The 23025-nt window shown below is 62.7% G+C and carries 17 protein-coding genes; 3 read left to right on the top strand and 14 right to left on the bottom strand.

Annotation, left to right across the window (positions count from 1 at the left end):
• Positions 1-9: 9 nt before the first annotated feature.
• From V6M61_RS15740 to V6M61_RS15700, 9 genes are all read right to left on the bottom strand, one after another.
• Complete coding sequence (locus tag V6M61_RS15740) at positions 10-2898, bottom strand: 2-oxoglutarate dehydrogenase E1 component (protein ID WP_332777524.1); 2889 nt, start codon at positions 2896-2898, stop codon at positions 10-12.
• 264 nt (positions 2899-3162) lie between these two features.
• Positions 3163-4881 (bottom strand): thiosulfohydrolase SoxB, encoded by a 1719-nt coding sequence (gene soxB, locus V6M61_RS15735; protein ID WP_332777523.1) that lies wholly within the window; start codon positions 4879-4881, stop codon positions 3163-3165.
• A 130-nt stretch (positions 4882-5011) separates the two neighbouring features.
• On the bottom strand, positions 5012-5677 hold the full coding sequence (gene soxX, locus V6M61_RS15730; protein ID WP_332777522.1) for a sulfur oxidation c-type cytochrome SoxX: 666 nt from the start codon (positions 5675-5677) through the stop codon (positions 5012-5014).
• 29 nt (positions 5678-5706) lie between these two features.
• Positions 5707-6489: a sulfur oxidation c-type cytochrome SoxA gene (soxA, locus tag V6M61_RS15725; protein ID WP_332777565.1), complete on the bottom strand. Its 783-nt coding sequence runs from the start codon at positions 6487-6489 to the stop codon at positions 5707-5709.
• Positions 6490-6636: 147 nt separating this feature from the next.
• Positions 6637-6948, bottom strand: a complete 312-nt coding sequence (soxZ, locus tag V6M61_RS15720; RefSeq protein ID WP_332777521.1) for a thiosulfate oxidation carrier complex protein SoxZ — start codon at positions 6946-6948, stop codon at positions 6637-6639.
• Between the two features lie 60 nt (positions 6949-7008).
• Positions 7009-7476 (bottom strand): thiosulfate oxidation carrier protein SoxY, encoded by a 468-nt coding sequence (gene soxY, locus V6M61_RS15715; RefSeq protein WP_332777520.1) that lies wholly within the window; start codon positions 7474-7476, stop codon positions 7009-7011.
• A 119-nt stretch (positions 7477-7595) separates the two neighbouring features.
• Positions 7596-8789 carry a c-type cytochrome gene (locus V6M61_RS15710; RefSeq protein ID WP_332777519.1) on the bottom strand — a complete coding sequence of 398 codons (1194 nt, stop codon included), beginning with the start codon at positions 8787-8789 and terminating at the stop codon, positions 7596-7598.
• Positions 8776-10134 (bottom strand): sulfite dehydrogenase, encoded by a 1359-nt coding sequence (gene soxC, locus V6M61_RS15705; RefSeq protein ID WP_332777518.1) that lies wholly within the window; start codon positions 10132-10134, stop codon positions 8776-8778. Before soxC ends, V6M61_RS15710 begins: the two co-directional genes overlap by 14 nt.
• A gap of 19 nt (positions 10135-10153) precedes the next feature.
• Entirely contained in the window at positions 10154-10537 is a 384-nt protein-coding gene (locus V6M61_RS15700; RefSeq protein WP_332777517.1) for an ArsR/SmtB family transcription factor, read from the bottom strand.
• Positions 10538-10852: 315 nt separating this feature from the next.
• On the opposite strand from V6M61_RS15700, the gene V6M61_RS15695 reads away from it, so the two are divergent.
• On the top strand, positions 10853-12142 hold the full coding sequence (locus V6M61_RS15695) for a surface lipoprotein assembly modifier (RefSeq protein WP_332777516.1): 1290 nt from the start codon (positions 10853-10855) through the stop codon (positions 12140-12142).
• A gap of 16 nt (positions 12143-12158) precedes the next feature.
• The gene (locus V6M61_RS15690) at positions 12159-14378 is read left to right on the top strand and encodes a FecR family protein (protein WP_332777515.1); all 2220 of its coding nucleotides are present in this window, start codon (positions 12159-12161) and stop codon (positions 14376-14378) included.
• 27 nt (positions 14379-14405) lie between these two features.
• Here V6M61_RS15690 and V6M61_RS15685 read toward each other — a convergent pair whose 3' ends face one another.
• Positions 14406-15386: a glycosyltransferase family 4 protein gene (locus V6M61_RS15685; protein WP_332777514.1), complete on the bottom strand. Its 981-nt coding sequence runs from the start codon at positions 15384-15386 to the stop codon at positions 14406-14408.
• Between the two features lie 55 nt (positions 15387-15441).
• Between V6M61_RS15685 and V6M61_RS15680 the strand changes: the two genes are divergently transcribed.
• Positions 15442-17619: an O-linked N-acetylglucosamine transferase family protein gene (locus V6M61_RS15680; RefSeq protein WP_332777513.1), complete on the top strand. Its 2178-nt coding sequence runs from the start codon at positions 15442-15444 to the stop codon at positions 17617-17619.
• Positions 17620-17730: 111 nt separating this feature from the next.
• On the opposite strand, the gene V6M61_RS15675 is transcribed toward V6M61_RS15680, so the two are convergent.
• The 4 genes from V6M61_RS15675 to V6M61_RS15660 form a co-directional block, all read right to left on the bottom strand.
• Positions 17731-19644: a propionate--CoA ligase gene (locus V6M61_RS15675; RefSeq protein WP_332777512.1), complete on the bottom strand. Its 1914-nt coding sequence runs from the start codon at positions 19642-19644 to the stop codon at positions 17731-17733.
• A gap of 579 nt (positions 19645-20223) precedes the next feature.
• Positions 20224-21156, bottom strand: coding sequence for an AraC family transcriptional regulator (locus V6M61_RS15670; protein ID WP_332777511.1), 933 nt, complete (start codon positions 21154-21156; stop codon positions 20224-20226).
• Between the two features lie 19 nt (positions 21157-21175).
• Positions 21176-22108: an alpha/beta fold hydrolase gene (locus V6M61_RS15665; protein ID WP_332777510.1), complete on the bottom strand. Its 933-nt coding sequence runs from the start codon at positions 22106-22108 to the stop codon at positions 21176-21178.
• A gap of 187 nt (positions 22109-22295) precedes the next feature.
• Positions 22296-22484 (bottom strand): hypothetical protein, encoded by a 189-nt coding sequence (locus V6M61_RS15660; protein WP_332777509.1) that lies wholly within the window; start codon positions 22482-22484, stop codon positions 22296-22298.
• Between the last annotated feature and the right edge of the window lie 541 nt (positions 22485-23025).

Genomic DNA, 23025 nt, shown 5'->3' with positions numbered 1-23025 from the left:
GAAGCGGCCTTACTTGGCCAGCACAAAGCCCTTGAGCTTGGCAAACGCGCCGTCCACCAGCGCTTTTTGCTGTTCCTGGTGCAGGTACGAATACCCCGCAGCCGGTGAGGCCGAAGCGGCACGGCCTGAGTAGCCCAGCTTCTGGCCTTCTGCCATGTTCTCGTGGATGTAGTGCTGCACAAAAAACCAGGCACCCTGGTTCTGCGGCTCATCCTGGCACCACACGATGTCGGTGGCGTTCGGGTACTTCTTGAGTTCGGTCGCAAAGGCTTTGTGCGGGAAGGGATAGAGCTGCTCGACACGCAGGATCGCCACGTCGTCCGCGCCTTTTTCGTCGCGCTTTTTGGCCAGGTCGTAGTAGACCTTGCCGGAGCAGGCGATCACGCGCTTGACCTTGTCGGCCTTCTTGTTGACCTCTTCCTTGTTTTCAGGAATGACAGTCTGGAAGCCGCCTTTGGTGAACTCGCTCAGAGGCGAGGCTGCGTCCTTGTTGCGCAGCAGCGACTTGGGCGTCATGATGATCAGCGGCTTGCGCAGGTTGCGCACCATCTGGCGACGCAGCACGTGGAAGATCTGGCTGGCCGTGGTGGGCTGCACCACCTGCATGTTGGTGTCGGCGCTCAGTTGCATGAAGCGCTCCAGGCGCGCCGAACTGTGCTCTGGGCCCTGGCCCTCATAGCCGTGCGGCAGCATCAGGGTGATGCCGTTGACGCGGCCCCACTTGACTTCACCGGAGGCAATGAACTGGTCGATCACCACCTGGGCACCGTTGGCGAAGTCGCCAAACTGGGCTTCCCAGATCACCAGCGTGTTGGGGTCGTTCGAGGCATAGCCGTACTCGAAACCGAGCACAGCTTCTTCGGACAGGATGGAGTCGATCACCACGAACGGGGCCTGGTTCTCGGCCACGTTCTCAAGCGGCACGTAGGTGCCGGTGTCCCATTTCTCACGGTTCTGGTCGTGAATCACGGCATGGCGGTGCGTGAAGGTGCCGCGCCCGCAGTCCTCGCCCGACAGGCGGATGGGGTAGCCACTGGCCACCAGCGAAGCAAAGGCCATGTGCTCGCCCATGCCCCAGTCCACGGGAATGTCGCCGCGGCCCATGGCAGCGCGGTCGTCATAGACTTTTTTCACCAGCTGGTGCGGTGTGACGCTGGATGGAATGGCGGTAATCCTGTCGGCCAGCCGTGTCCACTCGGCCATCGGAATCGCGGTATCGCCCGCGTCGGTCCATTTCTTGCCAAGGTATGGACTCCAGTCGACGGCGTACTTGCTCTTGAAGTTGGTCAGCACCGGGTCGACCGTGTGCTTGCCCGCGTCCATGGCGGCGCGGTAGGCCTTGACCATGTCGTCGCCCAGCGTGGCGCCCAGGCCTTGGGCGGACAGCTTGTCCGCATACAGTCTGCGCGTACCGGGATGGTGGGCGATTTTCTTGTACATCAGGGGCTGGGTCAGCGCTGGCGTGTCCTGCTCGTTGTGGCCGAGCTTGCGGAAACAGATGATGTCGAGCACCACGTCTTTCTGGAACTCCATGCGGAACTCCAGCGCCAGTTGCGTGGCCAGCACCACGGCTTCGGGGTCGTCGCCGTTGACGTGCAGCACGGGCGACTCGATCATCTTGACCACGTCCGAACAGTACAGCGTTGAGCGGCTGTCGCGCGGGTCGGAGGTGGTGAAGCCGATCTGGTTGTTGATCACGATGTGCACCGTGCCGCCCGTGGAATAGCCACGGGTTTCGGCCAGCGCCAGGGTTTCCATGACCACGCCCTGGCCGGCAAAGGCGGCATCGCCATGCACCAGGACCGGCAGCACCTGCTTGCCCTGCGGGTCATCGCGGCGATCCATGCGGGCGCGCACCGAGCCTTCGACCACGGGGTTGACGATTTCCAGGTGCGAGGGGTTGAACGCCAGGCTCAGGTGCACCGGGCCGCCGGGGGTCGTCACGTCGGAGCTGAAGCCCTGATGGTATTTGACGTCACCGCTGGGCAGCTCTTCCTTGGCCGTGTGATCGAATTCGGCGAACAGGTCGGCCGGCATCTTGCCCAGCGAATTGACCAGCACGTTGAGGCGGCCGCGGTGGGCCATGCCAATCACGATCTCCTGCACGCCCTTGACGCCGGCCTGCTGGATCAGCTCGTCCATCGAGGCGATGAAGCTCTCGCCGCCTTCGAGCGAGAAACGCTTCTGGCCAACGTATTTGGTGTGCAGGAAGCGCTCCAGGCCCTCAGCGGCGGTCACGCGGTCCAGGATGTGCTTTTTCTTCTCGGTCGAGAAGTTGGGCTTGCTGCGGATCGATTCGAGTTTTTGCTGCCACCAGCGCTTCTGGTTCTGGTCGGTAGCGTACATGTACTCGGCGCCTATGCTGCCGCAGTAGGTCTCGCGCAGCGCGTTCATCAGGTCGCGCAGGGACATGCTGTCCTTGCCGAAGAACGCGTTGCTGGTGTTGAACACGGTTTCCTGGTCGGCGTCGCCGAAACCGTAGAACGAGGGCTCGAGCTCGGGAATCTTGTCGCGCTCGGCGCGTTTGAGCGGGTCCAGATCGGCCCAGCGGGCGCCAACGTTGCGGTAGGCCGCGATCAGCTGCTGGACGGCCGTGCGCTTGCGGCCCAGTTCGGAGTCGGCACTGTCAACGACCACCCGGGTCGGGCCCTGCTTGGCGCGTTCGGCAAAGGCATTGACGACGGGCAGATGCGGCACGTCCTTGGCATTGCTGCCGTCCACGGCGGGAACGTTTTGCAGCGCGTCAAAGTAGTCGCGCCAGTTGTCGGGCACGCTGCCGGGGTTGGCAAGGTAGTTTTCATACATCTCTTCGACATAGGGCGCATTGCCGCCGAAGAGATAAGTGTTGCCTTGATAGGCAGTGTAGACAGATGCAGGTGACTGCGAGCTGGAACTCATGATCCGCTGACCTCCGTTTCCCTTGAGGAAACATTAGCTGGTTAAAGCTGGTTGATTAACCTTCCGCAACACGGCTGGACCGATTAGCGGATGCGACTGTGGCAGGAAGGGCCTTCAGAAACAGGCTCGATTGTGCCACCGAATCGGACCCGAAAGTGACGCAGGGGACCAGCAAGCCGTACGTAGTTTCGCGAACGGGCGTTCTTTTCCGGGCTGTTTACCAGCCAGAAACGCCGGCATCAGCCTATGAATCAACCCGGAAAATCAGCTCAGATAGCCCGGATTGCCGGCCATGCCCACCAGTTCCGGCGTATTGAGCCGGACGGGTTTGATGACTTTTTGGGCCTTGAGGTAGCTTTCGACCACGTCCCAGACCGGTGGGCCGGCGTTTTTGCTGGCCTCGGCCACCGGGGCCCAACCGGCCACCTTGTAGGTTTTGTCGGCGGCTATCAGTTGGCCCTTCAGGCGCATGTTCTGGATGCGTGAGCCCATTTTGGCGTTCGGGTCTAGCTGATAGCTCAGGCCGCCGACGCGCACCATGTCGCCGCCCTGCTGGTAATAAGGGTCGGGGTTGAACAGGTTGTCGCCCACGTCTTCCAGAATGGTCTTGATCATGTCGCCGCGCATGTCGCTCAGCGTGGTCCAGGGATAGGTGATGGCGGTCTGGTCCATGACATGCTCGCGCGTGATGGCCTGCCCGGGCAGCAGCGAGGTGCCCCAGCGAAACCCCGGCGAGAAAGCAATGTCGGCGCCGCGCACCTCCATCAGCGCGTCCAGGATGAGCTGGTCAAACGTGCCGTTGAAGTTGCCGCGGCGGTACAGCGTGCCTTCCGTCACCGCCAGTTTTTCGGACAGCTTGGCGCTGTAGGGGCTGCGCACTTTGTCAATCAGCGCCGTCATGTCCTGGTCGGCCGCCAGCAGATTCGAGAACACCGGCAGCAGGCGGTACTTGAAGCCCATCACCTTTTTGTCCTTGACGTCCAGGTCCAGCACGCCCAGGAACTTGCCGTTGCTGCCGGCATTGGTCACGATGGTCTGGCCGCCCGGGTTTTTAACGATCACCGGCACCGGCACGCCGTCGTGGGTGTGCCCGCCCAGGATCGCGTCAATGCCGGTCACGCGGGAAGCCAGCTTGAGGTCCACGTCCATGCCGTTGTGGCTGAGCAGCACCACGACCTGCGCCCCTTTGGCACGGGCCTCGTTGACGGTTTCCTGCATCTCGCTTTCGCGGATGCCAAAAGTCCAGTTCGGCGTCTGCCAGCCGGGGTTGGCAATCGGCGTGTAGGGAAAGGCCTGGCCCACGATGGCGACGGCCACACCGTTCATCTCCTTGATGACATAAGGCTTGAACACGGCGTCGCCAAAGTCATTGGTCTTGACGTTTTGCGCCACGAAATCGATCTTGCCGGCGAAATCCTGCTCGATGATCTTTTTGATGCGGGCTTCGCCGTAGGTGAAATCCCAGTGGCCGGTCATCACGTCCACGCCCAGCAGCTTGCAGGCATCGACCATGTCCTGCCCCTCGGTCCAGAGCGCCGTGGCACTGCCCTGCCAGGTGTCACCCCCATCGAGCAGCAAGGCGCCGGGCCGGCCGGCCTTGAGCTGTTTGACCAGGGTGGCCAAGTGCGCAAAGCCGCCGACCTTGCCGTACTGGCGCGCGGCGCGCTCAAAGTCCAGGTAGGTGAAGGCATGCGCTTCGGGCGAGCCGGCCCTCAGGGCCGCGGCCTTGAGCAGGTGCTGGCCCACCAGGTGCGGCAGCTGCCCGCGCATGGCGCCGACCCCCAGGTTGACGGAGGGTTCGCGGAAATGAATAGGCAGCAGCTGGGCGTGGCAGTCGGTCATGTGCAGCAAATGCACGTTGCCCGAACGCGGCACCCTGTACAGGCTGTGCGCCTGGGCGGCGCCGGCCTCGCGCTGCACAGGGAAACCGGCGGCCAAGGCGGCCGCCATGACACTAGCAAACTCGCGACGGGACAGGTTCATGACACACTTTCTGACACAGGACATCCTGCCCGTGAAACTGGATGAACCATCGGGCAAGTGAAAATTGCTATCAATTCAATAGCTATTGGCGCGCACCGACCAGGGGCCGGCGGCCAAATTCGCTATCGAACTACTTGTTGACGGGCGACTTCGGATCGAGCAGCAGCGCCATGACATGCTTGATTTGCTGCTCGGTCAGAATGCCCGCATCGCCAAAGCGCGGCATGCCCGAGCAGGCGTTGAAGGCATGGGTGTTCCAGATACGGCCCCAGGTGTATTTCACGATGGGCAGGGACTCTGCCGCGGCCGGATCTTTCACACCGCGCAAGACACCGTACTTGAGCAGGCTGGGGCCCTGGTTGCCAAAGGAAATCTCGGCCGGCGAGATCTGGTGACAGGCGTAGCAGTTGGCGCCATTGGCCGCACCGGCCACGTCGCTCCACTGCATGCCACGGCCGTTCTGGGCGATCTTCTCGCCCTCTTTCCAGTCACCCAGGTAGTTGCCGTCGGCCGGGTATTTGATCGACTCGTAAATGGTTTTCTGCAGGGCTTCGCGGGTCTTTTCGGGCAAGGGCTCACCGCTGACCGCTGCTTGCGAGCACAGGCGCTGCAGTTCGGTCTGGTCCAGCCGGTCCAGCTTGGCGATGCCGCGCTCGGAAAACGAGCTTTTCAGGGTCTGCACCACCTCTTCATGCGAGGGGCCGGTGGCGCAAGCGGCCACCAGCAAGGTAGCGGCGGCCACCGCAGCCGCGGCACCCAGACGGACCGGGGTGATTTTGAATTTTGTCGATTTCATCTTTTGTATCTCCAGCATCTTTTGCGGAATTAGCGCTTGATGGCCGGGGCGGCCATCTTGCCGCCATTGGCGTTCACGCCCATGAAGGTGATGAGGTCCACCGAAGCCGGGCTCAGGTACTGCATTTCGGGAAAGCGCTGCTGGCGAAAGCAGTCATACAGGCGCCATTGCATGGTGCGCACCGCGCCCTGGCTGACGCGGTAAGCCGGCCACTGGCTGAAAGCCTCTTGGGCGGGCTTCTGCTTGGTCAGATTGGGCAGGTCTTGCAGACGGATGCGCTTGTTGTCTTCACCGTGGCAGGAGGCGCAGGAAAAATCGTAGGGGCCACCCTTGAAGTAAAACATCTCGCGGCCACGGGCATACGAGCGCTTTTCTTCCGGGTGGCTTTGCGGGATGGCAATCGTCATGTCACGCGAGTCGTCGTAAACATAGGCCACCAGGTCTTCGATCACCGTGGCGCGCTCGCCATCACGCGAAAAAGCAGTGGACGCCTTGAAGTCTTCCCGCTTCATGCCCTGCAGGGTGACCATGCAATGCACCAGACGCGATTCCAGGTCCATCACCTTGCCGGTATCGGCAAAGTAACGCGGCAGCTGGGCCACGGCGCCCTTGACCTTGCCGGGGCCCAAACCCAGGTCACAGCCTTGCAGGCTGGCGTTCTTGGGGCCGGCCGGCTTCTTCCACAGGGCTTCGCCGCGGGCGGCATTGAGGTCAGCGGGGTTGCCGTCCTGCAGCGAGGCGCGGTAATCGGCAATCGCATCGGCAGTTGATTTTTGCTGCGCCTGGGCCATGCCAGTCGCTACAAAAAGCATAGCTGTCAGCGCAAACACTGCACCGGCTAAAGCGGGGATCTTCTTCAAAATGTTCTCCTCGGGGGAATGCTTTGGATAGCATGGGCTTCGCTGCGCCGGCAAAGCTCACTGGCAACGATGGGCACCTTGGCAGGCGCCCGCGAAAAATCAGGCAATCACGGCCTCGTCGGTGCGCTTGTCACCCTTGTTGTCAATCCAGTTGACGATGACCTTGTCGCCGGCCTTGCCGCCCTTGAAGCTGAACTGCACAAACGGGTTTTTCGACACGGCCGGGCCCCACTGGGCGCTCATGACGACCTTGCCGTTGTGGGTGGCATTGATGCTCTGGATAAACCAGGCGGGAACGGTTTTGCCGGCGGCGTCTTTGCGCTGGCCGCTTTCCATTTCATGGCTGACGAGCACGCGCACGGTGGTCTTGTCGCCCTGGGCCTGGGCCCTGATTCGCATGGGATCTGACATGTTTTCTCCTGACTTGAACTGTGGTGAATGGGGTACCTGGAAAAAAGACAAACAGCCGGCTTAGCCGCCGCAGCCGCCCAGGGTGACCTTGACTTCCTTCACCGAATAAAAATACTTGTCGCCGACCTTGGCCAGTGCATAGACGTTGGACGACTGACCCATCTTGAGGTTGGTCGACACATTGGCATCGGTGCCAGCGGGAATGTCAAACAGCGCGGCCAGCGCGTTCGGGTTTTTCTCGACCACCAGGGCCAGCTGCGTGGTCCCGGCAATATTGCTCTGGGCACCGATACGCACCACGTTGCCGTTTTCGGCAATTTCAGGGGCCTGCAGAACCAGGTCTTTGCTTTCAGCCGGCATGCCGGTCGCACCCAGGGCCTTCATGACGTCTGCCAGCGACTTGCTGTCAAAAGCTGCCTTGTTCCAGCCCGGTGCATTTTGGGCGTAGGCAGGCGCCAGGCCAGCAGAAGCGGCCAGCGCCAGCGCCGCGGCACCGGTGCTGCTGCTTAAAAAATCACGACGTTCCATGGACTGAACTCCTTTTTATATAACTTGAATGTATGAAAACTTGAACGCTATTGAACACAAAATCTCAACATCCGGGCAGGGTATTTATCCCAGCGCCTGCGCCGACAACCGGCTTCAACCTACTTGCCCATTCCCTGAGCCAACCATTGGGCCAGTTGCGCCGATTCAGCCGCACTCAAAGCCTGCGGGGGCATGGGAATATTGCCCCACACACCCTGTCCACCAGCCTTGATTTTGCCCGAGAGATAACTCACTGCATCGGTGCGGTCTTTATATTTGTTGGCTATATCCCTGAACGCCGGTCCCACCAGCTTGCTGTCCATGCCATGGCAGGCCAGGCAGGCATTTTTTTGCAGCACAGGCATCACGGACGCACTGCCGGGTCTGGTGGGTGGCACCGGTTTGGCCTCTGGCGCAGCCGGCCTGGACGGCAAAGCCGCTATCTTTTCAGGAGCTGCTGGCGCAATATTGGAAGGGGCTGGAGCCGCATTTGATTCAAGGTTTGCGGCCATGGGCGGCCGGGTTGTGTCCGCACCCCGGCTGGGCCCCAAGGGGCGCGACTGCTCGGCCAGGTTGCCATGGGCGTTGCGCGCGTAGTCGGGCAAAAAGCTCTTGATGACCACCTCGGTTTTGCAGTTGCGCCTGCAGGCCGAGCCCTGGACATCGGGCTTGGCCGTGCCGCCCAGCTCCTTGCCGGGCCACAGGGCGTGCGCGGTGGTCATGCCCTTGCGGTTGGGCAAACGGTTTTGCACGTCGCGGATGTTGGCGTCCGACAGCGTGAAATCGTCCGGCAGCACATTGCCCAGGCTCAGGAGGTAGGCCGTGACCGCGTAGACCTCGTCGGCACTCAGTGATTTGGGCGTGTTCCAGGGCATGGCGCGGAAGATGTAGTCCCACAGCGTCGACAAGGTAGACAGCTTCATCAGCGTGGTGCGGTGCGGCTGGTTGGCGCCCGGCAACAGGCTGTCGACGCGCCCGGTTTTCATGTCTTGCGCCGAGGTGCCGCCGGCCAGCGGCGTGAAAATGTCGGACGACTCGCCGAAGGTGCCGTGGCACGACGCGCATTTGCCTTCCCACACCACCTCGCCCTGGCGTACCGAGCCCTGGCCTTTGGGCAGGCCCTTGAAATCGGGGCGCACGTCAATGTCCCAGGCCTTGAGCTCGGCGGGGGTGGCCGTGCGGCCGATGTCGGCCAGGGCGACTTGCCGGGCGCCGGGTGATGGCGCCTGGGCATGGCCCATTGCCCCCACGCCGGCCAGCCACAGGCCGGCCAGCAGCGGCAGGCTGCCCTTCAGGAACTCAGACCTGGACATTTTTAACCTCGCCGTTTTCTTCCAGCAGCCACGACTGGATGGCGTTGTTGTGATAAATGCTGCGCGAGGCGCGCACCCGGCGCAGCTCGCTGTAAGTGGGCTGGATCTGCCCGGTGTCATCCACCGCCCGGCTCTGGAAGATGACCGGCTTGCCGTCCCAGACAAAGTCGGTGTTAAAGCGCGTCAAACACTTGGTGAGCACCGGGCCCTCCAGGCGCGCGGCCCTCCAGTTACGGCCACCGTCGATGGACACGTCCACCTGCTTGACCTTGCCTCGCCCGCTCCAGGCCAGCCCGGTGATGCTGTGAAAACCTTTTTGCAACAACACCTGGCCGCCACTGGGCGAGGTGATCACGCTTTTGACTTCCTGGATGCTGGTGTACTGGCGGTGCATGCCGTCGGGCAGCAGGTCCACATAGTGAATGGTTTCGTCTTTGGCGCCGTAAGGCATGTCGCCCAGCTCGATGCGGCGCAGGTACTTGACCCAGCTCACGCCCTGCACACCCGGCACCACCAGGCGCAGCGGATAGCCGTTTTCGGGGCGCAGCATTTCGCCGTTTTGCCCGTAGGCGACCAGCACCTCGCCGCTCATCACGAGGCTCATGGGGATGGTGCGCGTCATGCTGGAGCCATCAGCCCCCTCGGCCAGGACAAATCTGGCCCGCTTCAAATCTGCGCCGCAGAGCTCGAGAATCGTGCGCAGCGGCACGCCCGTGAACTCGCTGCAGCTGAGCATGCCATGGGTGTACTGCACCGTGGGCACGGCCACATTGCCCCACTCCATGCCGGTGTTGGCGCCGCACTCGATGAAGTACATGCGGCTGACGCTGGGCAGGCGCATAAGCTCGTCCATGCCAAACACCATGGGGCGCTTGAGCATGGTCTCGTCGGAGCCATTGACCATCAGCCGATGCCTGGAAGGGTCGATATCCCACCAGCCCTGGTGGTGCCGCTCAAAATGCAGACCGCTGGGCGTGATGATGCCGAACAGCCCCTGCAGCGGACAAAAACTCACGCTGGACTGGCCCACGCGGGTCAAACCCGGGCTTTCGCGGCGCTGCAGGTTCTTTTCCCACTCGCTGGGCAGGCCATAGCCGCGCGCCGCGACGGGCTGACCCAGCCCTGTGCTGTGGGCGGGCAGGTTCAGGATTTCGTCGGCACCCGCCCCCACAGCCGCATTGGCACCCGCAGCCATCTGGGCCTTCACCTGCCCTGCCGCCAGCACCCCCGAGGCAGCGGCCGACAAAGCCCCGGCCAGAAACCCGCGGCGCCCGGCCCTGACGTCCTGAATCTGCGCGCGGCTCAGAAAGTTTTCGGGCGCCCGCTGGATAAATCGGCTCAACATGACGATCAGACTTTCGGGTTCAGGCGGGGTGGGTATGGGTTTTGGGCGCCAGGCTCTCGGCGACGGGCACGGCATCCGGTTCATCCAGTTCAATGGCGATCTGGGTGCAGACGCTGCGGCACAGGGCCACGGCCTTTTCGCTTTGCACGCGGTAAATCACCTGCGTGCCCTCCTTGCGCTTGGCCAGCACGCCGCTGCGGTACAGCACCGCCAGGTGCTGCGACAGATTGGGCTGCGTGGTGTCGATTTCGGCCAGCAGTTCATTGACGGATTTCTCGTGCTCGCACAGGGCGCTTAACACGCGCAGGCGCATAGGCGTGGCCAGCACCGCGAACAGCTCGGCGGCCAGTTCGAACACACGCCCCTGCTCGGCCTGCGCGCCGGCCTGGATCATCTGGTTCATTTGACTTCCATGGGTTTAATTCTTAAATATAAGCAATCACTAATATTTTGACGCCTTGCCGTTGAAAGAGACTCCGTAGATACCCTTGGATGCACCAGAAATCGGCGCGCCGGAGTGATGAAGCGCCGCTCTCGCTCAGCCGCGCGGACGCAGATTGGGTGTTATTTCACAAGTGCGTGATGACAGATGCAAAAAGCCACTTTCAAGAGGTATGGCGTGCTATAAAACCCTTCAATTGACCGGGTGTTACTTTCGACTACTTCCATGGCCTTCAAACGCGCTCTTGCTTTTATTTATTTGACGAGCGGTTTGCTTGTGGCCTGGTCACTCGCCGGTCCGGTGCATGCCGAGGTGGATACCCTCGTGCGCAATGCGCGGTCACTGGTCGAGCAAGGGCAGGCCCGACAGGCCTTTGATCTGCTGGAACCCATGGAGGTGTCTCGCGCAGGCGATCCGGACTTTGACACCGTGCTGGGAATAGCCGCCAACGAGACCGCCCAGTACACCCGCGCCATCCTGGCGCTGGAGCGGGTCTTGTCCGTGCAGCCCGACAACGCCCGCGCCCGGGCGGAACTCGGCCGGGCGCTCTTCGCAGTCGGAGACACCAAGGCAGCACGCACCCTGCTGCAGGAAACCAAAGCCCAGGGCGTTCCGCTGGAAGCGGCCCAAACCATAGACCAATTCCTGCAGGCCATCGACCGCGTCGAGGAGGCGGGCCGCTCATCGGTCAAGGGCTATGTGGAAGCGGGCGTTGGGCACGACAGCAACATCAATAGCGGCCCGTCCCAGGGCAACGTGGCGGTCCCCGCCTTCGGCGGGCTGGTGCTGACGCTCAACCCATCCGGCGTCAAGACCCAGGCGGCCTACGCGACCTTGGGGGGCGGCCTGTCCGGCCGCTACGTGATTGATCCCCGCTGGTCATTGATAGGCAATGCCAGCGCCGCTTACCGCGCTCACTCCGGCGGTAACAGCCAGTTCGACACCAGCCAGATCGATCTCAACGCGGGTGCGTCCTACCGGCTGGAGCGCAACGAGTACAGCCTGGTCGCCCAAATCGGCACTTTTGACGTGAACAACAGTCGCGCGCGCAAGCAAACGGGCCTGGTGGGCGAATGGACGCATCGCTTTGATGGCTTCCGGCAATTCAGCGCCTACCTGCAGCTGTCGCGCCTGCACTACCCGCAGCAAACCCTGCGCGATGCCGACCGCAACGTGATCGGAGCCTCCTACGCCCATTTGTTTCGCAGCGGATTGCTGGCTTACGCCGGCCTTTATTTTGGGCAGGAAAAAGAGCGTGCCAGCGGGGTCGCCCACCTGGGCCACAAGTTGACGGGCATGCGTGGCGGTGTGCAACTGCCATTGAGCGAGAGCCTGGCCGTATTTACCACGCTCGGTTTCGAAAATCGCCGTTTCGGCGCTGCGGACCCACTGTTTCTGGTGACCCGCCGCGACCGGCAGACCAACCTGAACCTCGGCCTGTCCTGGGTGCCCGCCAAGTCGTGGCGCGTCACGCCGCAGTTGGCCCTGACGAACACCAGCTCCAACATACCCGTCGCCGACTTCGACAAGCGCTCTGTCTTCGTGACAGTCCGCCGCGATTTCTGAACAGCAGGGGCATGCCATGAAACCAGAGTTCAAACTCCACAATGCGGCGTTGTTGATGGCACTTGCAGCCGCCTATCCGCTGCATGCCCAAGCCGCGGCGGGCATCGCCCAATTCACCGCCGGCGACGTGACGCTGCGACGGGGCGCAGGCGCCGACGCCCTGACCAAGGGGCGCGACATCGAAAGCGGTGACGCCATCGTGACGGGCCCCAGCGGCCGCGCCCAGCTGCGCTTCACCGACGGCGGGCTGGTCTCGCTGCAACCCAGTTCGCAGTTCAGCATTTCCAATTACGCCGATCGCAACGACCCCAAGCAGGACAGCTTCTTCGTCGAACTGCTGCGCGGCGGCATGCGTACGATCACGGGGCTGATCGGCAAGCGAAACCGGGAAAACTTCAAGGTGACCACCACCACGGCGACGATCGGTATCCGCGGCTCGGCCTTCAATCTGGCCTACAACCCGGATGGCACCCTGTCGGTATCGACCGAACTCGATGAAATCGAAGTCTGCACCAAGGCCGGCTGTGTCGGGCTAACCGCCGGCGAGTCCGTGCGTGTCAACAACAACGAAAGCACCCCGGTGCGCACCAACACGCGCGCCAGCCTGCCGACGCCCGCACCACGCCAGGCACCCGAAGTGGTGGGCAACCAGACCACCAGCGACGGGCGCAGCGCCATTGTGACGGCTGCTCCTAGAGTGCTGGTCGGACTGGCACTTGCCGGCTATGGAATCAAAAGCACAGGCGGCGACCAGGGCCAGAGCGGGGATGGCGCCGTGCTCATCGACCCCAGCGGCAACCCCGAGCGCTATGTGGACGCCAGAGAGCCGACCACGATCGTGCGCGACGGCGCGGCCACGACGACCGTGATCAGCAACACGGGGTCCCTTGCGACAGGCGACCTGCTGGTGCTGGGCACGTGGAGCGCCGCCACCCTGACCGATCGCGACGGCATATTCGCGATCGCCCCCGTAGCGTTCGTCACCGGCGTGCCCACGCCGCCAACCGACATTGCGGCCCTATCGGGCCAGCGCGGCGAGTACTCGCTGGCGCATGCCACACCCGTATTCTCAACAACAGGCATTACCGGCGAGCTTTTGCCCAGCAGCAAGCTGTCCGTTGACTTCCTCGGTATCGGCAACTATGTGGACGTCAACCTGGATGTGCGCATGCACGGTACGGCACCGACAGACTACAAGCTGCGCGGTGGTGCAAAAGGCACAGGCACCGGATTCGCCGGTGTCCTGTCTGTATCCAGTCCAAGCTGCGTCCAGGGTAGCGCTGGCTGCGGACCGGCCACCTCGGCGCCTGCAAGCACCACGTCGGCAGGCCTGGCAGATTTCAGAAACGCACCGACGGGTTTCGTCAACGGCTTCCTGAGCGGCCCGAATGCCGCGAACATCGGCTTGAGCTATGGCGCCTATCGCACGCCGCATGGGGATTTCGGCGGCGCGGCCACGTTCAGCAAAAACTCGCTCAGCCCCACCCCCACCAACAACAGCCTCACCGACCTGCAAGTCCATCTGGTGGACGGCAGCGGTTTTCTCGGTGGCTACGGCCAGCGCACCGACAACCTCTACTCGATTATCAAGCCCCGCTTCGTCGGCGAAGCCATGACAGGGCTCGTCAACAGCCCGGGCTCCTACTACACCTCCGGCGGAACCACCTACACGTACAGCAAGACCGGAACCGGCGGCAGCTTCGGTGCCATCGGAAAAACCTCCGATCCCGATTTCATCGGCTGGGGCAACTGGGTTAGCGGCAGCAAGGAGGCAAGCGGCCCCTACGGCGGCAGTTCCCAAGTGCTCGATTCGGTCCACTATTTGGTAGGCCGCCCGACACCGTCTTACCAGATGCCAATCAGCGGCACGGCCCAGTACGCCCTGGTCGGCCACACCGTCCCCACCGCCACCTTGGGCGGCACGACCATCACCGGAACCCTGCTCAGCGCCAGCCTGTCTGCAGACTTCAGCTTGTCCACGGCGAATGTGAACATCAGCACCCAGTTCGGCGCCACCCGGGTCGATATCAATATCGACGCCACCAGCAGCTATGGACCTGCCTCCATCTCCGGCTCGACCTTCCAGGGTTGCACCGCCACGGCCAACGTCTACGGCATGTTCAGCGGCAACATGGCTTACCGGGCCGGTCTGGTGTACAACGCCACCGATCCGACCGTAGGACGCGTGGCTGGTTCGGCCGTGTTCCAGCGCACCACGAGCAGCGCGCTCCGCTGAACAGGCCCGCCTTCTTCTTCCTTCTTGTCAGCGCAGGTAAAACTGCAGCAGCGATTCGGTTGCTTCATCACTGTGCAAAGCCTGTGCACGCAAACGGGCAGCCCCGCCCATTTGCGCGCGCGGGGCCGGATCGGCGGCCAAGCGCATGAGCAGGTCATGGGCTTCTTCCTGGGATCGGACCAGGTAGCCGGATAGTCCTGCCTGCACAGCATCGGTGTAGCCGCCAACCGTGGCGGCCACCACCGGCAGGCCTGCGGCCATCGCCTCGACCACCACGCGCCCGTAGGCCTCCACCATGGCGCCCGTCCGGTAAAAAAAGATGTCCAGCGATTGGTAAAAGTCCTGCGGCGCCTCGGCCCCTGTCGGCAGCAACTCCACCCCTGCCACGCCAGCCAGGCGGCTCTCCAGACAGGTGCCTCCCATGATGCGCACCCGCCAGCCGCGCGCGGCCAGCAGGCGGTACAGCGCCGGATCATCGGGATGGTGCTTGTCGGGCACGTCCCGGCTCATGCGGCCCACGGTCACAGGCCGCCCCGTCGGGCGCTGCAGCGGCACCGCGAGAAACGGCGAAAGATCGATCCAGCTCGGCTCCACGATGCCGGGCAGACCGGTGGCCAACCTGAAGCTCTCCGAGGCAAACAGCATCTCCGGCTCGCAAGCCGTGGCCTCGCGCAGGGATTCGATCATGCCAAACAGCCGCTGGTGGCTGGCCAGGTTGTAGAGCAAGGCCACCCGCTCGGGCCGCGCGTGGGCTGCCCACAGGCCGGTCTGCACATGCACCCCGCCAATCAAGAGCATGCCGCCCTTGGGGAACTGCCGTGCAAAGGGCCGAATCGGCTGAACCCCTTGTTGCGCGTACCAGGAATGCGGCGCAACATCCGACCACAGCAGCACCGGCCGACGCCCCGCCAGGCGGCGCCCGAGTTCCAGCAAGTGCCGCTCCCCGCCGGTGAAGGGGTTGTCGAAGCGGCCCACCAGGTGCAGGGGGGAAGCGAGTAGCGCAGACATGAGTGTGTGCATTATTGCCGCCAGGATGCCGCAAGTTGGCCAGATAATCCATGCGATGAGCCAACCCTCACCGCCAACCCGGGCCATGGACCTCGCCGCCGCGCAAGCTTCAGCCCAGGCCAACCCGCAAAACCCCGAGGCCCAGATGCGCCATGGCGCGGCGCTGCACGCTGCGGGACAAGCGGAGCGTGCCCTCGTGGCGTTTGAGAAAGCCTTGGCGCTGGCGCCACGCAGCGTCGACGCCGCCTCAGCCTGCGCCACCTTGCTGTTTGAACTGGCACAGCCCCAAGCGGCCTACCGCGTCCTCGACGGCGTTCGCGACCTCCTGCTGCTTGACGCCGACGGCGCCACCAACCTCGCCATCGCGGCCGAAGCCTGTGGCGACAACGCGCAGGCACGTGCCTGCTACAAGCAGGCCCTGTCCCTGAACCCTGATCACGTGCGCGCCCTCAACAACCTGGGTTTGATGGCGGCACGCGAAGACCGCTGGGAGGTGGCCACTGCCCATGCCCGGCGCTGCGTGGAACTGTTGCCCGGCGAGCCCTCGCTGTGGGTCAACTGGTGCGACCTGCTCACCGGATCGCGGCGCTATGCCGACGCGCTGACGCAGCTGGAGCTCGCAACACGGCGCTTCCCCGCCATCCCGGAACTCGGCCTGCGCCGGGCCGTGGTGCTGGCGTTCAACGCCGAGTTCGAACGATCGCAGGCGGCGTTCCAGGCACTCGGGCCAGGCGCGCTGGCCCTGCTCAGGGATTTCCTGACAGCCGCCACGGCCGCAAGCGAGCGCCCGGTGCGCAAGGCGCCCACGACGCTGCCTGATCCCTATGAAATGTTCTGCCAGCAGGCCTTCGAGGCCATGCAGGTCTGCGACTGGCGCGATCACGACCGGCTGACGGCGGCCATCCGCCAGATGCTCGAACACGCCCTGCGCACCGGCGAGGGCCGCGACTGGCGCGACACCCAGTTCTACGGCCTGATGCTGCCGCTGCACGAAGACGAACTGGCACAAATTCGCCAGGTCTCCATCGCCACCATCGGCGTCAACCTCAGGACGCCGATGCCGGCCTTCATCGCCAGGCGCTCCCAAAGCCGCGACGACCGCATTCACGTGGGACTGGCTGCGCAGAGCCTGCGCGACCCGCGCTACGCCAACGCACTGGCGCGGCAGCTCGCACTGCATGACGCCTCGCGCTTCGCGATTCACGTCTACTCGCCCACCCCCCAGCCCGAGGCCCGCCTGACCAAGCCGTTGCTTCCATATGCCGCAAGCGTCGTGGAAATCGCCCACCTGTCGGACGACGAAGCCGTGAGCCGCATGCGGCTGGACCAGCTCGACCTGTTCATCGACACGGCCTTTGACACCCCTTGGTGCCGCCCCGAAATCCCCGAGCGGCGCGTTGCCCCGGTGCAGATGCGCCAGCTGACCTGGCACCGCCACCATCCGCCGCGGCCCTGCGAATACAACATGTCCGACACCTTCGTGCACCCGCAAACGGGCGAGGTGGCCCGTTATGGCGCGGTGGTCCGGCTACCCTACACCTGCTGGCTCGCCACCAACGACGATCAGGCGGACACCACGCCGATCACACGCGCCGATGTTGGACTGCCCAACGATGCGCCGGTGCTGTGTGCCCACCTGCCCTCGCTGATGATCGATCCGCAGACCTTTGCGCTGTGGATGCACATGCTACGCGCCCTGCCCGATGCCGTGCTCATGCTGCCCAGCTACAAGCCGCTGGCCCAGCTCAACCTGGCCCGCGAAGCCGAGGCGGCAGGCGTGCGGGCCAATCGGCTGGTGTTTCTGGGCCGCGCCAATCGCAGCGAAACGCTGGCACGCCTGAAGCTGGCCGACCTGTTTGTCGACACACTGCGCGTCAACGCCAACCACGGCCTGGACGATGTCTTGCGCATGGGGGTGCCCGCCATCAGCTGCGCAGGCCACAGCATGGCGGCGCGGCTCGGTGGCAGCATCATCCGGGCGGCAGGTTTACCCGATTGTGTGTATGCAGACCCCGCCGCCTATCTGGATGCTGCACTTCTGCTCGGTCGTGATCGTGACCGGCTTACCAGACTACGCCAGCAGCTGCAAGCCGCGCGCGCCACGGCGCCTCTGTTCGACGCCCAGGCCCGTGTCCGGGAATGGGAGGCGGCCTGGACCGTCATGGCCGAGCGTTCGCGCGCAGGTTTACCGCCTGCGGCTTTCGATGTGCCATTGCATGACAGAACCAATTAGCTATCAATTTAATAGCTGCTAGCGCATATATCTAAAGGGCTACAGCCTCTTTTTTCTTGAGAAAATGCCTTGAAGGGCATTGAAACATGCTCAACGCCGAAACCAGCCCACTCACACCGCAGCCACCCGGTCCCGGATCTGCTGCAGTGCCGCCGGGTCGTCCATGGTGGTCAGATCCCCCGCATCGCGCCCTTCGCACACGGCCTGGATGGCACGCCGCAGCAGCTTGCCGCTGCGGGTTTTGGGCAAGGCCGTGACAAAGCGCACCCTGGCCGGCCGCGCTACCGCGCCCAGATCACTGTCCACGCGCTTCATGATCTCGCCCTCAAGCTTGAGAGAGGCCGCACCGTCCTGCAGCAAGCTGGCGTCCTTGAGCACGGCAAACGCCATCGCCACCTGGCCTTTGAGCGCATCGGCCACGCCAACCACCGCCACTTCGGCCACCTGCGGATGTCCTGAAATGCTTTCTTCAATCTCGCGCGTACCCAGCCGGTGCCCGGCCACGTTGATCACGTCGTCGGTACGGCCCAGGATGAAGTAGTAGCCGTCTTCGTCGCGGACGCCCCAGTCAAAGGTGCTGTACACCATCTTGCCGGGCACGCTCTTCCAGTAGGTGTTGACGAAGCGCGCATCGTCTTTCCAGACCGTCTGCATGAAGCCCGGCGGCGTCGGGCCTTCCAGCACGACCACGCCTTTTTCGTTGGGCTGGGTCAACTCTTCGCCGGTGGACTCATGCAGCAGCTTGACGCGGTAGCCATACATCGGAATGCCCGGGCTGCCAAACTTGCTGGGGGTTTGCTTCACACCGTTGGCCACCGTCAGCAGCGGCCAGCCGGTCTCGGTCTGCCAGTAGTTGTCGATGATGGGCACGCCCAGCCCCTCGCTGATCCAGCGGGCGGTGGGCTCGTCCAGCGGCTCCCCGGCCAGAAACAGCGCACGCAGGCTGGACAGGTCGTATTTTTTCAGCAACGCCGGGTCCTGCTTCTTGAGCACCCGCACCGCCGTGGGCGCACTGAACATCGCCGTAACCTTGTATTTTTCAACCAGCTGCCACCAGATCGCGCCGTCGGGCTGCCTGTCAAAGCCCTGCGTGGGCAGGCCTTCATACATGATGGTCGCCATGCCGGCGATCAGCGGGCCGTAGACGATGTAGCTGTGGCCCACCACCCAGCCAATGTCGCTGGTGGAAAAATAGGTTTCACCGGGCCGGCCGTCAAAAATATGCTTCATGCTGGCCGCCAGCGCGACCGCGTAGCCACCCGTGTCGCGCTGCACGCCTTTGGGCTTGCCCGTGGTGCCGCTGGTGTAGATGGTGTAGCTGATGTCGGTGGAGTCCAGCCATTCGCAGGCCACCTGGGCTGCCAGATGCTGCTGGCGCAGATCGCTCCACAAATGATCGCGCCCCGCCACCATGTCCATGGGCGCCAGTTGGCGATCCACCAGCAGCACGGCTTCGGGCTTGTGGCTGGAGGCGCAAATCGCTTCATCGAGCAGCGGTTTGTAGGCCAGCACCTTGCCGCCGCGCGAGCCGGCATCGGCGCTGATGATGAGCTTCGGGCTGGCGTCTTCGATGCGCGAGGCCAGCGAGCCGCTGGCAAAGCCGCCAAACACCACACAGTGGATGGCGCCAATGCGTGCGCAGGCCAGCATGGCAAACGCAGCTTCCGCCATCATGGGCATGTAGATCAGCACGCGGTCGCCCTTTTGCACCCCCAGCGCCTTCAGGCTGGCCGCCATGCGCTGCACCTCGGTGTGCAGGTCGCGGAAGGTGTAGATTTTTTCCTGCCCGGTTTCGGTCGAGACGTAAATCAGCGCCGCCTGGTCAGGCCGGTCCTTGAGGTGCCGGTCCACCGCGTTGTGGCACAGGTTGGTCTTGCCGCCCTCATACCAGTGCACAAACGGCGGCTTGTCGTAGTTACACACCCGCTCAAACGGCTGGTGCCAGTCGATCAGCTGGGCCTGCTCGGCCCAGAAGGCGTCGGGCTGCTCAATCGAGTAGCGGTAGAACTCGGCGTAGCTGGTCATTCTTTGTCTCCTGCGGGTGCCCCGATGGGCCAGGCTGAGCGATGGCTCAAACTGAATTCATAATTATGGATAAGGGGCTTGCGACAAACTGACATCGCATTCGCCACTGACTATTCAACCTAGAAACCGCAGTTGGACGCGCCCGAGTGGGCCGTCATGGGGTGGGCTGGCAAGGCGCGACGAGGCAGCAGGCTGATGCCTGCAAGGAGGAGCAACGCCGCCAGCGCGCGCCAGGACGGCTCAATCGGGTGCGTAGCGCTGTCACCCAAAAGGTGAACTCGTGCGTGAGCGAATAAGTGTGTGTTCATGCGGCCCGGCCAGCGGAAAATGAGCGGCCAACTGCGGTTTCTAGGTTCAATGGCCAACCGGGTTCACGCCACCGCCATGTTGGACAAATTACTCAGCAGTCCGAAATCAAGGCGACGCCACCCATGCTGTCATTCTGAGCAATGCGAAGAATCTTGCCAGCATACCGAGATCCTTCACTGCGCTCAGGATGACAATGCATGTCGCACTACATTCGGACTGCTGAGTAAAGGGGAAACCCTTTGTGGAGCCATAAACAAGTTCACATTCCAGTCAGAGCGGAACCACGGGAATGCATATCTCGCACTCGAACGCCCCGGTCTGGGGGTCACACGCTGCGTCTGTCGGGTAGTACTCGAAGCATGGACGGGCATCAAGCTGAAGCCCGCTGGCAGGCAACCAATCCCGCAGCAACGCGGCCCAAGCCTCGCCCACCTGTTCGCCACCACCCTTGAAGGCGAGGACAGCATACCTGCCGCCCGGAATGGTAGCCTTGAAAGCGCCTCCTGACGCAACGAAATCCGGCGCAACCTCCGCGCAGGCATCGTACCGGCATTGCTCAGCCGCCGTGATGCTGGGGTCGTCGTGGCTGATGCCGTAGCGCGCTCGTTCAAGCAGCTTGTTCGTGACAGCCCACGGATAGTAAGTGTTCTGCCAGAACAGCGAGATGGGCTCACCATAGGGGCCGAGGTGGCGAAGATAGGCGACGGTCACTGGCTGCCGGTCGATGAGTTTCACGTTCATGATTGCCTCCATGTTTGGGGTTCGGAAGGCAACATGTTCCGCCGAAAGAGTGGCTGGCGCCTGACTCATCTTGCTATTCACCTGACCAGGATTGCTGTTCGCACGCCGTTGCGTGGCCTGTTGCATACGCCAGGTGGTGGGTGAGCAGCCGAACCTGTTCCTGAATGCGCGCGTAAACGCTTCTGCAGAACCAAAACCCACCGACAACGCCATATTCAGAACCGTCGAGCGCGGTTGGGCTGCAAGCCGCATGGCCGCGACCTCAACACGCCGGCGGCGCAGATAGTCACCCAGCGTTTCGCCCATCCACGCAGAGAAAAGCCGATGAAAGTGGAATTGGGAAAAGTGCGCGACTTCGGCCAAGGTGTAGAGGTCGAGCGCTTGGTCCAGATGCTGATCGATGTATGCGAGCACTCGGTGCATCCGGCTTTCGTATTCCGAGCGGCTGTTTGGTGAAACCATGCGGCATCTAATGCCGCGGTCAAGCCGCCGGCTCGCCGGAGCGAAGCGGGGGCGGGACGGTCGGCTTGAACCGCTTGTCATGCCCTCCCTGTTTCTGCAAGAAAGGAACGACCGCTTCCGCCAGTTCATCAGGCGCTTCTTCTTGAACAAAATGTCCAACTGTGTTCAGGCGAACGGCTTGCGCCTCCGGGAAGGTCTGCTCCCAGCGCTTGAGTTCCTTGTCACGAAACGCGATGTCCTTCATGCCCCAAACCAGCAACTTGGGCTTGCCCTTGAGTACCGAGACCTTGTCCCATAACTGCCCCAACCACGGCGTGGACGCAAGAATCTGCTTTGGAAACGCGATGCAGCCCTGGCGGTCTTCGGGGGCGACCAGAGGGTGTATGTAGTGTTCATGTGCAGCCTTGCTCAGCTTGGCTTTGTCGCCAAATGCCTGGCGGAGTAATACGCGCGCAAAGAAATTATGTCGGCGAATGAGCATCCGACCGATCGGCCCTCCCATGAAGGAGCTAAAGCCAACATAATGCAGATCGCGGTTGACCGGCCATGCCCAGGTATTGATCAAGACGATGCGCGCGACATTCTCGGGATGACGGACGGCATAAGACAGGCCGATAGGACCGCCCCAGTCCTGTAGCACAAGAGTGACGTTCTTCAGCGCCAGTGCCTCGATGAGTGCCGCCAGATTCCCTGCATGATCCTGTGGACGATAAGTCCAGTCCTTTGGCTTGTCGGACAAGCCGAATCCAATGTGGTCCACCGCGATACAGCGATACTCCGGCCGAAGCCTCTTAATGAGATGGCGGTACAGGTACGACCACGTCGGATTGCCGTGCACCATAACGATGGGGCTGCCAGCCCCTTCATCAACGTAGTGCAGCTTTCCGACCGGCACGTCGAAATAACGCGATTCAAACGGATATTCCTTTCGATCAATCCAATCGCCGGTCATGATCTGCCCTCCCCTTGTTGACCCACCAGGTAGTGGATGGCCTCATCGAACAACGCCTTGTACCTTCCATAGTCTTCGGAGCGACTCAGATTTATCTGAACCCACTCACGCATCTTCGGTTTTCCCATGGGCTGAAACGGGATCGCATTCCGGTCGGACGCCAACAGCTTGGTGCGCATACTCGTCTTCACTTTCCGGCGCTGATCGAAAGTTCCAGTGCATCGGCCGCTCGATCCACAAAAAGTCGTGTCCCGTCCGTGAACTCCAGCAAGACCTCTGTCGGTCTATGACGAATCACCCGAGCAACCACTTTTCCACGGAGCAATTCCGATACGCGCTCCGCTTCATCTTCGAGTTGAGAAACTTCGTCTGGCATGAGTTTTAACGTAAAAGTAACCGGCGCCCACTCAAGGTGGACCGCGCAGCGGCCGGACGCCTTTGGGCGTCCGCGTTGACTGGCAAGTTAGAGGGCGTGCGACCTGCTTCAAACACTAGCATCTCCGCCAGGTGCATCTCCGTCGCCGATATTTTCGGGCCCCTCGCCATATCCCGGACCAGAACCAAGGAAGCCGACAACAGCGGATGCGAAGAACCAGCCTATCGCCGCACCCACCGAGGCACCGCCGAATATGACTGCCGCAGTCAACGTGGGCGACCACTCGTAAAAGTGGGGACCACTTACTAACACCCCAACGAGAAGTCCCAGTCCGAGCCCACCAACGCCACCCCGCCGTCGGTACTTTGTCGGGACGCCGGGTCCGGCGCTACGCGATTGGTGAATGCTCATATAGCGCTCTAACGAGGCTGTAAAAAAACCCGGTTCCCACGCGCGCAACTGTGGTGTTGCCCCGTGCGCGGATCGAGTTTCGTGAATTGGACGTTCATGCCCACAGTGTGCCGCAATTTCGTCTTCCTTT

It is taken from the genome of Polaromonas sp. (assembly GCF_036676035.1).
Taxonomy (GTDB): Bacteria; Pseudomonadota; Gammaproteobacteria; order Burkholderiales; family Burkholderiaceae_C; genus Polaromonas.
Note: the sequence above shows the minus strand (reverse complement) of the source record. Positions and strands in the feature narration are given on the sequence as shown.